Consider the following 16,185-nt stretch of genomic DNA (forward strand, 5'->3'; position numbering starts at 1 on the left):
TATTAATGTATTAAAATTTTTAAAAAGCATCTACGGATTTACACCATAGATGCTCTAAAAGCTTATATGTTATTTTATAAGGTGACAAGCAACAAAGTGCTCATCTCCCACATTTTTAAATTCAGGAACTTCTTTACTGCATACATCCATGGCATAAGGACATCTTGTATGGAACTTACATCCAGATGGTGGATTTGCAGGACTTGGAATATCCCCTTTTAATATTATTCTATCTCTTCTTAATGTAGGATCTGGTATAGGTACTGCTGAAAGCAATGCCTGTGTATATGGGTGAAGAGGATTTTCATATAATTTAGTTTTAGGTGCAACTTCTATTAATGATCCTAAATACATAACTCCAACTTTATGAGATATGTGTTTAACAACACTTAAGTCATGAGATATAAATAAATATGAGAAACCATTCTTCTCTTGTGAATCCATCATTAAGTTTATTATTTGTGATTGTATTGAAACGTCTAGAGCTGATACAGGCTCATCTGCCACTATAAACTTAGGATTCATTATAAGCGCTCTTGCTATTCCTATTCTTTGTCTTTGTCCCCCTGAAAATTCATGAGGATATCTTCTTATATGATAAGGCGCAAGTCCACAAATCTTTAAAGTTTCTACTACTTTATCACTAATTTCTGCTTTTGAACAAAGACCATGTTGAAGCATAGCCTCACCAACTATATCCCCTATAGTCATTCGTGGATTTAAAGAGCTATAAGGATCTTGGAATATAATCTGCATTTTAGGTCTTAGAGATCTCATTTCCTTTTTTGTAAGCTCATTAAGATCTTTATTTTCAAATATAACCTTTCCATCAGTTTTTTCTAATAACCTAAGGATAGTTCTACCTGTAGTACTTTTTCCACATCCTGATTCACCAACTAGTCCGAATGTTTCACCCTTTTTAATTTCAAAAGAAATATTATCTACTGCCTTTACATGTCCAACTGTTTTTGAGAATACTCCTGCTTTAATAGGGAAATACTTTTTTAGGTTTTCAACCTTTAAAATTGTTTCTGACATCTATTTCTCCTCCTCATAAAGCCAACATGCTACTTTATGTCCTGGCTCGATTTCAACTAATGGTGGAATCTTCTTTCTACATATGTCCATTGCTTTTTCACATCTCTCGCAGAAGTAACAGTTATCTGGCATACCTATAGGATTTGGCACTTGTCCCGGTATAGAATATAATCTTTTATCTTCTTGATTTATAGATGGCTTTGATTTTAACAGTCCTGTAGTATATGGATGCATAGGTTTTGCAAATAAACTTTTAACATCTGCTTCCTCTACTACTTTTCCAGCATACATAACTACAACATAATCTGCCATCTCCGCTATAACTCCAAGATCATGTGTTATAAGCATTATTGAAGTATTTAACTTCTCTTTTATATTTCTCATAAGATCTAATATTTGAGCTTGAATTGTAACGTCAAGAGCTGTAGTTGGCTCATCAGCAATAAGTAACTTTGGATTACAAGATAATGCCATAGCTATCATTACTCTTTGCCTCATACCACCACTAAGTTCATGTGGGTATGAATCTACAATCTTTTCAGCTCTTGGAATACCAACAAGCTTTACCATTTCAATAGCTTTTTTTCTTGCTTCTTCTTTGCTTAGCTTTTGATGAAGTATAACTGCTTCAGATATTTGAAAGCCCACAGTGAATACAGGGTTTAAAGAGGTCATAGGTTCCTGGAATATAACAGACATCTTATTGCCTCTTATTTCTCTCATTTCTGCCTCGCTTAAAGCTAGTATGCTCTTTCCTTCAAAGAAAATATCTCCACTAACTATCTTTCCTGGAGGGCTTGGAATAAGTCTCATCAAGGACATTGAAGTAACTGACTTACCACATCCTGACTCACCAACTATTCCCACAGTTTCTCCCTCTCTTATTTTAAAACTAACATCGTTAACCGCTTTAACCACGCCATCTTCTGTATAAAAATAAGTTTTTAAATTCTTAAACTCTACTAAATCTTTAGCCATCACTATCACCTCTCTATTTCTTTAACTTAGGATCTATTGCGTCTCTTAAACCATCACCAAATAAGTTTATAGCCATAACTGTAAGGAATATAGCAACTCCTGGTGGCATCCAAAGCCACGGTCTATATTGGATATTATACATATCATAAACTGACTGTATCATATTACCCCAAGAGGCTGTTGGTGGTTGAACTCCAAGTCCTAAGAAACTTAGTGTTGACTCTGATAGAATTGCTCCTCCTAAACTAAGAGTAGCAGTTACTATAATTACAGGCACTGTATTTGGTAAAAGATGCTTGAACATCTTTCTTGAATCAGTAAGCCCTAAAGCTTCTGCAGCTTCCATATATTCTTGCTCTCTAAGAGATAATATCTGTCCTCTTACCATACGGCAAAGTCCTGGCCAGTTTAAAAGACCTATAACTGCCATAACAACGAATATTCTTCTTTCAGGTCTTATACCAAGATCTGAAAGTATAGCTGCAAGAACTATAAGAAGTGGTAATGATGGTATACTCATAAATATATCCACTATTCTCATTATAATAGTATCTGTTATTCCACCATAATAACCTGCCACCGCTCCTAATATACTTCCTATTACTACTTGAATAATAACGGAAGCTATACCAACAAACAAAGATATTCTCCCTGCTGATAGTGTTCTCGCAAATATATCTCTTCCAAGTGTATCAGTACCAAACCAGTACTTAGAAGAGGGTCTTAAAAATCCATCCGTATAGTTTACTTTATTCGGATCTTGTGTGAAGAAAGGTCCAAATACACAGACTAAAACCATAGCTACTAGTATAAATAATCCTACCATAGCAAGCTTGTTTTTTCTTAATCTTTTCCATATAGTTTTAAAAGGTGTTTCAATCTTTTCCTTCTTTTCAACTACTGGTATATTATTATTCTTTTTAGTATTCTCTGACACTTCCCCACCCCCTACTTAAGTCTGATTCTTGGGTCAACTATTGCATATGTAATATCTGCAATTAAATTACCCACTAAAGTTAGTATAGCTAAAAGCATTTCAAATCCCATCAATAATTGATAGTCTCTTCCATTAATAGCTTCTATTGCAACCTTACCTATTCCAGGCCAAACAAATATTTGCTCTGTTATAATAGCTCCCCCGAATAAACTTGGAAGATAAAATCCTAGTATAGTTATAACCGGTATTAAACCATTTCTAAGAGCATGTTTATAAACAACTACCTTTTCAGTAAGTCCTTTAGACCTCGCTGTTCTTACATAGTCTTGTCTTATAACTTCAAGCATACTTGTCCTTGTATATCTCATAAGTGATGCAACATTTCCAAGAGATAAAACTATAAATGGTAAGAACATATGATGCATAACATCTAAAATATGTCCTACAGGTGTCTTAGATACCCCAAGTGCTGTCATTCCAGACACTGGGAATAATCTTAAATCTACCGCAAACCATTTTATAAGTAACATACCAAAGAAAAATGACGGTATTGAAATTCCGATTAATGCAAATACCGTAAAGAACATATCGAATCCTGAGTATTGTTTAGTAGCTGAAATTATACCTAGTGGTACTGCAATTATTACACTTACTATAAATGAAGACATAGATAAGTAAAATGAATTCCAAACATAGGTGTTAATTACAGTCTTAACTGGCATCTTATGTTTTACTGACATTCCAAAGTCAAATCTTATAGCTTTAGAAGCCCAGTTTATGTAACGTTTTAGTATACTTCCCTCTAGTCCATATTGTACTCTTAACTCTTGCTTCTTTTCTTCTGTCATTTTAGGATTTTGAATATTATCTACAGCATCCCCTGGTGCCAAGGCAAATACCGTAAATAAAATTATAGATACCCCTATTATTACTGGTATCATTTGTAGAAGCCTTCTCAATATATATTGCCTCATTTTTATCCCCCATTCTAAATAATATATCCTAAATGTGCCCGGTAAATCTCCGGGCACATAATAGTTTAATTATTGCTCTATCTCATATTTACCTAAATCAATAGTGAAGTCTCTATAAGGAGATACATCTACATTTTTAATTCTTGAGTTAACAACCCACATATCTCTTCTTTGATAAACGAAGATATATGGAAGGTCTTTATTTAATTCTTTGTACATATCTTGATATATTACTTTTCTATCTTCTTGCTTAGTAGCTTTTAATCCCTTTGATATTAACTCATCTACTTTTGCATTAGAATATCCTATTTCGTTTTGTGATCCACCAGTTTTAAATATAGTTGTAGGATCTGGGTCTGGTGTTAATCCCCAAGCCATGAAGTACATATCATAGTCTCCATCTTTTTGTTTTACTTTAGCTCTTACTGTATTAAAGTCCATTTGTTCTGGTAAAAACTCTATACCAACTTCCTTAAAATCGCCCTTAGCAATAGCTAGTATTGCATCATTAACTTCATTTGGTGTAGATGCTAAGAATTTTATAGAAAGCTTATTTCCATCTTTTTCTCTTATTCCATCTGAACCTTTTTTCCATCCTGCTTCATCTAATAATGAATTAGCCTTTTCTTTATCAAATTCATATTTATCAACATCATCTGTGTAAGCCCATGAAACCTTTGATTGAGGAATATTTATAACATTTGCATAACCTTTATAAACATTTTGTACAATAGCTTCTCTGTTTAGAGCATGTGCTATAGCTTGACGTACTTTTACATCTTTTAAAGCTTCTTTTCTATGATTAAATGCCATATATCCATATCCGTTTGTTGGGTATATATGTTGATCTAAGAATCCTTTAGATTTAATTTGTGATACGTTCTCAGTACTAACTGTTAAAGCATTTATATCAACTTCACCAGTCTCTAATAGCTGCATTGCAGTGTTTTTATTTGTAACTTTATATATTAAGTTAGGAATTTTAGCCTTACCTTGGAAGAAGTTTTCATTAGCTTCCAATATTACACTTTGTCCTTCTTTATATTCCTTTAGTTTATATGGGCCGGAGAATAACTCTGGAGTTCTATGAACTGCTTGAAGCTTGTCTCCTTCACCTTGCTTATAATGTTGTCCGTAGAATGCTTTAGGCAATGGTTGGAAATTCCCAATATCATATATAGCAGATGCATTAACTTCTTCTAATGTAACTTTAAGCGTTTTAGCATCAACCTTTTCTATACCTTCAATTTTATCTGAAGTACCATCATGGTAAGCATTCAATCCTTTTATCTTTAAAGCACTAATGTCTGATGGTCCATCATACGCTTTGTCTGCTCTGACAAAGAAAGAAAATTCTAAGTCATCAGTTGTAATTGGGGTACCGTCACTCCACTTAACTCCATCCTTTAAAGTGATTGTATAACTCAAACCATCTTCTGAAGGTTTAATTACTCCTAATCCATCTTCTAATGTTCCATCATGTTTAACATAAGATATATATGCAAACATAGAGTCAGCTACATATCTATCATATTGACTTTCATGATATGCTGGATTAAATATTCCATCTGGAGCATCTATACCTATTACTATAGTATCTTTTCTATTTTTAGCTGCATCTGGATTCTTTGAAGCATCCTCTGCCTTTATAACTTCAGTTGCCTTATTAGTCAAATCACCATCTAGTTTTTTTGTATCTCCGCCTTGTTCTGGAGCCTTACTACCACAGGCTGTTAATGTTATAGCTAAAGTAGCCACCCCAGCAACTGTAGTAAGAAGCTTATTTCTTTTCATAAACGTTCCCCCTCTTAATTTTTGATATTTTTATATTTAAATAACATCATACCTTTAAGTTTCCCCGTAAATATTGTTTTAGGCACAATGAATTTATCCTGATATAGAACTACATTATATTTAATAATAAAAACATATGAAAGATTCTGATAAATGAAGTTGGATCAAAGCTTAATAAATAAGTTTTTTATAATAGTATAAAGTTTTTCACTTAATTTATTAACGTTTTGTTAATTTGATAAAATACTGAATTGATTAATGTAAAGGATATCCTTTGTCTAAAGTTATGAATAATTCTTAAACTGTTAACATTTAATTAGATAATTACATATTATCATATATCAAATTCTCTGTCAATTTTATTATTTACATAATATTATTAAAATAAATACCTTAATTATAGTCTATATTTATTTTAAAATTCATAAGTCGACTTTTATTTCCTATAGGCTTTGTGTTAAAAGAAAATATATCATACTATTAATATGATGTAAAGTATATTCCATTATTATTTTTATTATACATTTTAATAAAAACATGAATCATTTCATTCACATTTTGCAATAATCAAAATAATGGAAATTGTACACATTGTTGTTTAATTGACTTTTAATGCTTATACTATTATATAATGAATGTTTTTTCCTCTTTCTTATAATAAAAAGAAGTTGTTATTTCATAATAACAACCTCTTTTATTTAAATTAAATTTAATGATTTTATCTTCTATTCAGTCTTCATGTTTATGTTTACACTAGATTTTAAATTATGATAACTAGTAGGATAGTCTTATTCTGATTTTTAAGTAAATCTATCAAATATAGATTAACCTTTCTTATTGTAATAAATGTAAGTAAATATCTGTAGAATTAAGGATATTTGAAAAACAAGTCCAAAAGCTACAACCATACTTAGAAGTCCCTGAGCTTTAGTCCTATACCATAAAACAATACATGAAACCATAAGTACTAAACAAACAATCTCTATAATTTTAATCGAAGCATTAGATGATTTAAGATTTATAAGCTCTTCTCTTTCATCATTTTCTTTTTCTGCTTCTCTAGTTTCCTTATAAGTTAAACTCTGCTTAATAGAACTAAAACCTATTAGCATTGTAAATAGTGTATAAATACTATCTTTTATAACTTTTCCATTACTAATATCATTAAATCTCATAATTAATAAAATCATATAAGCTAATGATAAAGCTAAAAAAAAGACTCCTATCCAAAATATTCTTTTATTATAAATTTTCTTTTTCATTTTTAACATTCTCCTTTAAACAATATAATTCTTCAACAGTAGTTTCAAACACGAGAGCTATTTTATAAGCAAGCATAAGTGATGGATTATAATTTTGTTTCTCTAAAGATATAATAGTTCTTGAAGAAACATAAACTAAATCAGCTAATTGTTGTTGAGTCATATTACGAGCACTTCTAAACTCTTTAACTCTATTTTTCAATATCGTCCCCCCTGTACATGAAGCTTTGTTCACCTGAAGTCACCTTCACATTACATTAAGAGTTATATTTTGTCAATAACATTTTTATAAAAAAATCCAGTTAAACCAATACCATATACTAATATATAACAAAGATACCCTGATTCAAATTAAACTGAATCAGGGTATCTTTTATTTATATTTTATTCCCACTCAATAGTTGAGGGTGGCTTTGAGGTTATATCATAGACTATTCTATTAACGTCTTTCACTTCATTAACTATTCTTCTAGAGATTTTATCTAGTACTTCGTAGGGAATTCTGCTCCAATCTGAGGTCATACCATCAGAGGAATTTACTGCTCTTAAAGCTATTGTATGGCAATACGTTCTCTCATCACCCATAACTCCTACTGACTGTATATTAGGAAGGCATGCAAAGTACTGCCATATGGTCTCTTCAAGTCCAGCATTTGAAATTTCTTCTCTCATTATAGAATCTGCTTCTCTAACTATGCTTAACTTTTCTTCTGTAACTTCTCCTAATACTCTTATAGCAAGTCCTGGACCTGGGAAAGGCTGTCTCCAAACGAGTTTATGTGGTATTCCAAGCTCCTCACCCACTGCTCTAACTTCGTCTTTAAATAATTCTCTTAGAGGTTCTATAAGTTTAAAGTTCATATCTTCTGGAAGTCCCCCTACATTGTGATGACTCTTTATTACGGCAGAGGTATCTGTCCCGCTTTCTACTACGTCTGGGTATATAGTACCTTGAACCAAGAAGTCTATTTCCCCTAGTTTATTTGCTTCTTCTTCAAATATTCTAATGAATTCTTCTCCGATTATCTTCCTTTTCTTTTCAGGTTCTGAAACAGATTTAAGTTTTGAAAGAAACCTTTCTTTTGCATTTACTCTTATTATATTTAAATCAAATTCTTCTTTAAATACCTTTTCTACCATGTCACCTTCATCTTTTCTAAGTAAACCATGGTCTACAAATATACAGGTTAATTGCTTCCCTACAGCTTTATGAATCAAAAGTGCTGCTACAGATGAATCTACTCCGCCTGATAATGCACATATAAGTTTCTTGTCTCCTACAATGTTTTTTATTTCTTTTATCTTTTCTTCTGCAAATGAAGCCATAGTCCAGCTTTTTTCTAACTTACATATCTTATATAAAAAGTTCTCTATCATTAATCTTCCAGCCGGTGTATGCTCTACTTCTGGGTGAAATTGAACTCCGTATAATGCCTTTTTTGAATTTTCTATAGCTCCTACAGGACATTTTGAAGTTGTAGATATTATTTTAAATCCTTTTGGCTCTTTAGTTATAAAATCTGTATGACTCATCCAACATTGTTCTTTTTCATTAACACCTTTAAATAACAAACTATCATTATCTATATTTATATCAGTCTTTCCATATTCTCTTCCTGTAGATGCTTTAACTTCTCCACCGAGTACGTGAGCCATAAGCTGAGCTCCATAACAAATGCCTAGTATAGGCACTCCTATATTAAATATTTCTTCACTAATAGTTGGTGAGTTATCACCATAAACACTATTAGGTCCACCTGTAAAAATCATACCTTTAGGTGACTTTTCTTTTATCTTTTCTATGCTGTAAGTATAAGGAATGATTTCGCAATATATACCACATTCCCTAACCCTTCTAGCTATTAACTGACTATACTGACCACCAAAATCTATTACTAAAACTAAATCTTTATTCATGCAATCCTCCTAAGTTAATATATAATTTTAAGCTCATATAATTTTAAGCTCATATAATTTCGATTCTGTATACTTTTGATTATATATACCTTTAATGATTTACGCTATAATTTGGAGCTTCTTTTGTAATATTTATATCATGTGGATGACTTTCTCTAAATCCTGCTGAGGTTTGAACTACAAAAGTTGAAGTGTTATATAAATCAACTAAAGTCTTTGATCCTAAGTACCCCATACCAGAACGTATTCCACCTATTAACTGATATATAGTTTCGCATACATATCCTTTGTATGGTACTCTTCCTTCTACGCCTTCTGGTACAAGCTTCTTGTTTCCTTCTTGGAAATATCTATCCTTGCTTCCAGCTGCCATTGCACCTAATGATCCCATCCCTCTATAAACCTTGTAAGTTCTTCCTTGATATATCTCAGTTCCACCAGGTGATTCTTCACATCCTGCAAATAAGGAACCCATCATACATGCCTTTGCACCTGCTGATAAAGCTTTTACTATATCTCCTGAATACTTTATACCACCATCAGCTATTATAGAAACCCCGTGTTTTTCTGCTTCTTCAACACAATCCATAACTGCTGTAAGTTGTGGAACTCCAACTCCTGCAACTATTCTAGTAGTACATATGGACCCAGGACCTATACCTACCTTTATGCAATCTGCCCCTGCTTTTATTAAGTCTTTTGTAGCTTCTGCTGTAGCTACATTCCCTGCTATAATTTCTAAATCCTTATATAAGCTTTTTATTTTCTTAACTCCTTCTAGAACACCTTTTGAATGGCCATGAGCTGTATCAATAGTTATCACATCTACACCAGCTTTAACTAGAGCATCTACTCTTTCTACCATATCATTAGTAACACCTACTGCAGCACCACATAATAATCTACCTTGACCATCTTTAGCTGCATTTGGAAACTTTATTGACTTTTCAATATCCTTAATTGTTATAAGTCCTTTAAGATTAAAGTCTTTATCTACTAATGGAAGCTTTTCTATCTTATTTGTCTTAAGTAGATTCTTAGCTTCTTCCATGCTGGTTCCTTCTGGCGCTGTAATTAAATTTTCTTTTGTCATAACATCTTTTATCTTTTTACTAAAGTCATATTCAAATATGATATCTCTATTCGTTATTATACCTACAAGCTTACCTTCTACAGTAATAGGAACTCCAGATATTCTGTATTTAGCCATTAACTTGTCTGCATCTTCTATAGTATGTTCAGGTGACAAATAAAAAGGATCTTTTATTACTCCATTTTCCTGTCTTTTTACTCTGTCTACTTCACTTGCTTGTTGCTCAATTGTCATATTCTTGTGTATGATTCCAATTCCACCTTCACGTGCTATAGCAATCGCCATCTTTGATTCTGTTACAGTATCCATACCTGCACTTATTAAAGGTATGTTAAGCTTTATCTTTTTAGTAAGATTAGTACTTAAATCTACATCTCTAGGTAATATTTCAGATTTATTAGGTACTAAAAGCACATCATCAAATGTGTACGCTGTTTTTAATATTTTAGCCAAAACAATCATCCTTCCTTTATTGTATTATCTTAAGACATTACTGCAAAAACTTTAAACTTAAATAATCAAACTAGTATTCCCATAAGTAAATAAAAACATACCAATTTTCACTTTACTCTAAGTGAAAATTAATATGTCTTTAAAAGATATATTAATCCCCACTCATAGTCGAATAATTTTTGGTATTCGGTAGATACTCCCAACCTTATCTTGGGTATATATGAGTTGAATATATTCCTGCATAATTTTATATTTTTGCATTTAAAACTTCTTTATTTAAATATTTGTTAGTATTATACTTCAACAAAGATGTTAATGCAATAGGAATTGAGGCTAATTTCGAAAAACATTTAAAAAAGCTACTCAATTTTTATTTTGAATAGCTTTAAATACATTTCACTTGATTTTATTCTTTCCTATTTACTTTTTATAATTAAATTAATCAATAACACTAACGTCATCTGTTGGATAAATCTTCTCTTTATCAATCATAATTACTATATTATCACCAGTTTTAGATATAGAAAATTCTCCTTGTTTTGATTTTGGTTTTGGCATAACCTGAATGTGTTTTTTAATTTTACCGTTTAATGTTTCAATATTATCAAAATCAACATCTTTGATTTCTTCATTTGCAATGCATGCATTAACTACATTATATATAGTTTTAGCATTAGCCACATCTGTTTTTATCTTAGCCTCCTTAGTAACATTAGAAAACTTTGGTACAACTAGTGTTGCTAATATACCTATAATTGATATAACTATTAAAAGCTCTATTAATGTAAACCCCTTGTTTTTTTTGTTTGGTCTAGAAAATCTTTTCACTTTATTTGTCTCCTTTAATTTTATTAGGTATACTTCTAAAATTTCATCATTAACGTTTTATATTAAGAAGTTTAAAACATTTAATCTTAAATCTTATAATTTACAATGAATTCTATTTGTGTACCTAGCTATAATTCTTAACTCAATTCACATAGCTTATTCATAGTTTTTAACTATTTTTAAATAATTAAAAATACCTCTTAAATATGTATACATATTTAAGAGGTATTTTATTTGAACCCATATTAAATTAACAAAAAAAAGATGTCTTGGTAATCCAAAACATCTTTTAATATTAAGCTTTTGTTTGTTTTAGTACATTCCGTCCATTCCCATACCTGCTCCTGGCATTGGTTGTGGGTTTGCTTCTGGTATATCACTAACTGCAGCTTCTGTAGTTAAGAATATTGATGCTACAGATGCCGCATTTTGAAGTGCAGATCTTGTAACCTTAGTTGGATCTACTATTCCAGCTTTAATCATGTTTACATATTCACCTTTTAAAGCATCATATCCTATTCCAGCTTCACTATTTCTTATTTTTTCAAGTATAACAGAACCTTCTACTCCAGCATTTATAGCTATTTGTCTCATTGGCTCTTCTAAAGCTCTAGCTACTATGTTGATTCCAACTTGGATATCTGTATCTTCTGTAACTAACTTATTTACTTCGCCTAAAACGTTAACGTAAGATACTCCACCACCTGAAACTATTCCTTCTTCTACTGCTGCTTTAGTTGCTGCTAAAGCATCTTCTATTCTAAGTTTTCTTTCTTTTAATTCAGTTTCAGTAGCTGCTCCTACTTTTATAACTGCAACTCCGCCTGAAAGTTTAGCTAATCTTTCTTGGAACTTTTCTTTATCGAATTCTGATGTTGTTTCTTCTAATTGAAGCTTTATTTGATATACTCTATCTTTTATACTCTTTATATCTCCTCTACCATTTACAATAGTAGTGTTTTCTTTAGATATTCTTACACTTTCAGCTCTTCCAAGCATTTCAAGTGTAGCATCTTTTAAGTCTTTTCCAAGTTCTTCTGATATAACTTCTCCACCTGTTAATATAGCTATATCTTCAAGCATTTCTTTTCTTCTATCTCCAAAACCTGGTGCTTTAACTCCAACACAAGTAAATGTTCCTCTTAGTTTATTTACAACTAATGTAGCCATTGCCTCGCCTTCAATATCTTCTGATATTATAAGAAGTTTCTTTCCTTGTTGAACTATTTGTTCAAGCACTGGTAATATTTCTTGAATATTAGTTATCTTTTTGTCTGTTAAAAGTATATATGGATCATCTAAAACAGCTTCCATCTTTTCTGTGTCTGTAACCATATAAGGGCTTACATACCCTCTATCAAATTGCATACCTTCAACTACATCAAGTTCAGTTCCCATAGATCTTGATTCTTCTACAGTTATAACTCCTTCGTTACCTACCTTTTCCATTGCATCTGCTATAAGTTTTCCTATTTCTTCATCTGCAGCTGATATTGCTGCAACTCTAGCTATATCTTCTTTTCCTTGTACTGGTCTTGAAGCCTTTTTAATTTCTTCTACTGATTTATCTACAGCAAGCTTAATACCTTTTCTTACAAGCATTGGGTTTGCTCCTGCTGTAACATTTCTTAATCCTTCTCTTATTATAGCTTGAGCAAGAAGTGTTGCTGTAGTAGTTCCGTCTCCTGCTACATCATTAGTTTTAGTTGCAACTTCTTTAACTAATTGTGCTCCCATGTTTTCATATTGATCTACAAGTTCTATTTCTCTTGCTATAGTAACTCCATCATTTGTAATTAAAGGAGCTCCAAATTTTTTATCTAAAACTACGTTTCTTCCTTTTGGTCCTAATGTAACTTTAACAGTGTCTGCTAAAATATCTACACCTCTTTGCATAGATCTTCTTGCATCTTCACCGAATATTATGTTTTTAGCCATTTATATTCACCCTCCTGAAATAATATTATGATTTCCTTATGTGTAACTATTCAACAATAGCTAATATATCGTCTTGTTTTAAGATAGTGTATTCCTCTGAATCAATCTTAACTTCTGTACCTGCATATTTAGAGAATAATACCTTATCTCCAACCTTTACTTCCATCTTAATATCTTTTCCTTCAACATATCCACCAGGTCCTACTGCTACTACTGTTGCTTCTTGAGGTCTTTCTTTTGCTGTACCTGTTAAAACTATTCCGCTTTTAGTCTTTTCCTCTGCTTCTAATCTCTTTATTACTACCCTGTCTCCAAGTGGTCTAATATTCATTTAAACCCCTCCTTAATGTATTTATTTTTACTTTATATAAATTAATTGATTGCCTTATTGTTAGCACTCTATTTGGATGAGTGCTAATACAATTCTTATAATAAAGAATAATCAACATAAATTCAAATTTACTTAAATATCTAATATGCTTAATATTGGCATTAACATACCAAATCCTCGTTCTTAATAGCTATTCCGCAATATTTCTTCCATTTTGTGTTTTAAACAGTTTTATATTGATATTTTTATATTATAATAGAGTCTATATATTATAATAAATTATTTATATAATTATGTACTCTATTTTTAATTAATATTCAAATAATCGAAATTTATGATAGGGGCGCTTATTATGAACAAACTAAATGAATTCATTTCATTATTATGTGGTTTAGTCCTAGCCTTATTTTTATTAAGTTCTAGTACAATATTTGCTTTAAACTTTAAAACCTTATATAAAATTGATATAACTAAATTAAACATTCCATCAGAGGCTAATATAAGTAAGGAAGCCACAATAAAAAATTATACTATCCTTATTGATTACCTTAGTCCTTTTAATAATGATGATTTAATTTTCGAAGACTTTTTTATGTCTGATGAAGGAAGAGAACACTTTGTAGATGTAAAAAATATATTTAATATCATAACTTATGTTTCTCTTTCCACCTTTATATTATCCCTAATCTTTATAACTCACCTTTCAAGAATAAGAAACTTTTCTTTTCTAAAATATGCTTACTTTATGTTAATATTAATTCCCCTAACATTAGCTATACCTTTTATAATAAACTTCGATAGATCTTTTATAAGATTTCATGAAATATTCTTTTCAAATGATTACTGGTTATTTGATCCTATAAAAGATCCTATTATAAATATTTTACCTCAGGAATTCTTTTTTCATGAGTCTATGCTCATACTATCACTTTTATGTATATGTTCAATATGTCTTATATTCTTACACAAAAGGTTACGTAACGATAAAACTTAAAAGTTTGTAATTTAGAAAGATAAATCTTTTATCTTTCTAAATTTATATCTTGAAATTCTTTTAATCTATCATTTTCAATTACAGACTTTTTACTAGCTTCATTACTAAATTTAATAAATAGCCCCTTAGATTTCATTGGTGGTAATAGCGTTGCAGGTCCTCCAGTGCATCCACCCTCACACATCATACCTTCAATAAAGTTTCCATTTAATCTTCCAACTTTAGCCATAGCCATAGCCTTTTTAACTTCAGTAGTCCCACTTACTCTAACCGGTTTAAAATCTACCTTTATATTGCTATCTTTTATAAAGTTTTCAATAGCTGCTGTAAGTCCTCCACCATTTGCAAATCCTCTTCCAAATGTAGAAGCCTCATCAATTGATTGTTCATCACAATTTTCAGGATCTATATTAAAAGCATCCATAATTGCTGCTATTTCTTCAAAAGTTAACACATAATCTACATCACCTTTTAATTCATCTCTTGTAGCCTCACTCTTTTTAGCTACACAAGGCCCTACAAATATTACCTTTGCTAATTTATCCTTTGATTTAATAAATCTAGCTGTGGCTATCATAGGAGATACAGTGGTTGAAACTCTTTCTATTTGATTTGGAAACTTCTTTTCTATAAAGTTCACAAATCCTGGGCAACAAGAATTAGTCATATACTTATGACCTTTTTCAATTCTTTCAACAAATTCTTTACTTTCATGAACCGTTACAGCATCTGCTCCACAAGCTGCTTCAAATATATCTTTAAATCCAACCTTTTTAAAGGCATCTCTAACTTTACCCATAGTTACTTTAGGTCCAAACTGTCCTGCAATAGCTGGAGCTACAACTGCATAAATATTAGAACCTTCTTTTGCTAATTCCTGAACCACGGGAACTATGTAACTTTTGTCTGATATCGCTCCAAAAGGACATGCAGATATGCAACTTCCACAATTTATACAATGTTCTTCTTCTATTATAGCTCGTCTATCTTCTTCTCTGACTTCTAAAGCCCCCGTAGGACAAACCCCCTTACAAGGCCTCATGACTTCAGATATTGCATCATAAGGACATGCTTTTTTACACAATCCACATTCCTTACACAATTCTTGATTTATATAAGCTTTACCAGCCACCTTAACCATAGCATTAGCTGGACATACCTCCATACACTTGTGCGCTATGCACCCTCTACAGGCCTCTGTTACATTAAACTTATTTATAGGACATCTATCACAAGCTGCATCTATTATATATACTATTTGCTTTTCATCTTTAATATTAATAAATTCCGTTTTAGGATGGTCACCATCTGGAAGACACCCCCTAGCTAATTTAACTCTTTCATTTAATATTGATCTTTCCTTATGAACACAACATCTATAAGTAGGGGTATTTCCACTAATAATTTTATAGGGTATGTTTTTTAAACTTTCATCATCAAGCTTACCCTCATTAGCTAATACAGCAACATCTTTTAAAACCTCATGCTTTAATCTTTTTAATTGAGTTTCAAAATGGAACATAATATACACCTCTTTAAATAAATACTTGTACTATCTTAAATCTTTAAAAATTAGTACAGCTAGAAAGACTATTCGTAAACAATTTCATTTCTATTATATCAGATTTGCATTAAAATAGTATCAACC

14 protein-coding genes and 1 riboswitch are annotated in these 16,185 nt (G+C 31.2%); of the genes, 1 reads left to right on the forward strand and 13 read right to left on the reverse strand.

All coding sequences use genetic code 11. The annotated features are described in order from the left end of the window. Positions 1-69 precede the first annotated feature (69 nt). From DY168_RS11205 to groES, 12 genes are all read right to left on the reverse strand, one after another. Complete coding sequence (locus DY168_RS11205; RefSeq protein ID WP_115641806.1) at positions 70-1,038, reverse strand: ABC transporter ATP-binding protein; 969 nt, start codon at positions 1,036-1,038, stop codon at positions 70-72. Continuing rightward, a complete protein-coding gene (locus tag DY168_RS11210; RefSeq protein ID WP_115641807.1) occupies positions 1,039-2,016 on the reverse strand; it encodes an ABC transporter ATP-binding protein in 978 nt (325 codons plus the stop codon). A 13-nt stretch (positions 2,017-2,029) separates the two neighbouring features. Further along, a complete protein-coding gene (gene opp4C, locus DY168_RS11215) occupies positions 2,030-2,953 on the reverse strand; it encodes an oligopeptide ABC transporter permease (protein WP_115641808.1) in 924 nt (307 codons plus the stop codon). Positions 2,954-2,964: 11 nt separating this feature from the next. After that, the gene (locus DY168_RS11220; RefSeq protein ID WP_115641809.1) at positions 2,965-3,927 is read right to left on the reverse strand and encodes an ABC transporter permease; all 963 of its coding nucleotides are present in this window, start codon (positions 3,925-3,927) and stop codon (positions 2,965-2,967) included. A gap of 69 nt (positions 3,928-3,996) precedes the next feature. After that, complete coding sequence (locus DY168_RS11225) at positions 3,997-5,721, reverse strand: ABC transporter substrate-binding protein (protein ID WP_115641810.1); 1,725 nt, start codon at positions 5,719-5,721, stop codon at positions 3,997-3,999. Between the two features lie 824 nt (positions 5,722-6,545). Then, complete coding sequence (locus tag DY168_RS11230) at positions 6,546-6,983, reverse strand: DUF2178 domain-containing protein (protein WP_172556332.1); 438 nt, start codon at positions 6,981-6,983, stop codon at positions 6,546-6,548. Continuing rightward, complete coding sequence (locus tag DY168_RS11235) at positions 6,964-7,185, reverse strand: helix-turn-helix transcriptional regulator (RefSeq protein WP_115641812.1); 222 nt, start codon at positions 7,183-7,185, stop codon at positions 6,964-6,966. Before DY168_RS11235 ends, DY168_RS11230 begins: the two co-directional genes overlap by 20 nt. Positions 7,186-7,367: 182 nt before the next feature. Beyond that, positions 7,368-8,900, reverse strand: coding sequence for a glutamine-hydrolyzing GMP synthase (guaA, locus tag DY168_RS11240; protein ID WP_115641813.1), 1,533 nt, complete (start codon positions 8,898-8,900; stop codon positions 7,368-7,370). A 91-nt stretch (positions 8,901-8,991) separates the two neighbouring features. Next, positions 8,992-10,446, reverse strand: a complete 1,455-nt coding sequence (gene guaB / locus DY168_RS11245; protein ID WP_115641814.1) for an IMP dehydrogenase — start codon at positions 10,444-10,446, stop codon at positions 8,992-8,994. A 145-nt stretch (positions 10,447-10,591) separates the two neighbouring features. Then, positions 10,592-10,690, reverse strand: a riboswitch (purine riboswitch). 194 nt (positions 10,691-10,884) lie between these two features. Continuing rightward, the gene (locus tag DY168_RS11250) at positions 10,885-11,274 is read right to left on the reverse strand and encodes a type II secretion system protein (RefSeq protein ID WP_177820962.1); all 390 of its coding nucleotides are present in this window, start codon (positions 11,272-11,274) and stop codon (positions 10,885-10,887) included. 312 nt (positions 11,275-11,586) lie between these two features. Continuing rightward, entirely contained in the window at positions 11,587-13,212 is a 1,626-nt protein-coding gene (groL, locus tag DY168_RS11255; protein WP_115641816.1) for a chaperonin GroEL, read from the reverse strand. A 46-nt stretch (positions 13,213-13,258) separates the two neighbouring features. Beyond that, positions 13,259-13,543, reverse strand: coding sequence for a co-chaperone GroES (gene groES, locus DY168_RS11260; RefSeq protein ID WP_115641817.1), 285 nt, complete (start codon positions 13,541-13,543; stop codon positions 13,259-13,261). Between the two features lie 352 nt (positions 13,544-13,895). On the opposite strand from groES, the gene DY168_RS11265 reads away from it, so the two are divergent. Further along, on the forward strand, positions 13,896-14,537 hold the full coding sequence (locus DY168_RS11265; protein ID WP_172556333.1) for a TIGR01906 family membrane protein: 642 nt from the start codon (positions 13,896-13,898) through the stop codon (positions 14,535-14,537). 28 nt (positions 14,538-14,565) lie between these two features. Here DY168_RS11265 and DY168_RS11270 read toward each other — a convergent pair whose 3' ends face one another. After that, positions 14,566-16,059: a 4Fe-4S dicluster domain-containing protein gene (locus DY168_RS11270; protein ID WP_115641819.1), complete on the reverse strand. Its 1,494-nt coding sequence runs from the start codon at positions 16,057-16,059 to the stop codon at positions 14,566-14,568. Positions 16,060-16,185 lie beyond the last annotated feature (126 nt).

The organism is Clostridium putrefaciens (genome assembly GCF_900461105.1).
GTDB classification, from domain to species: Bacteria; Bacillota; Clostridia; order Clostridiales; family Clostridiaceae; genus Clostridium_L; species Clostridium_L putrefaciens.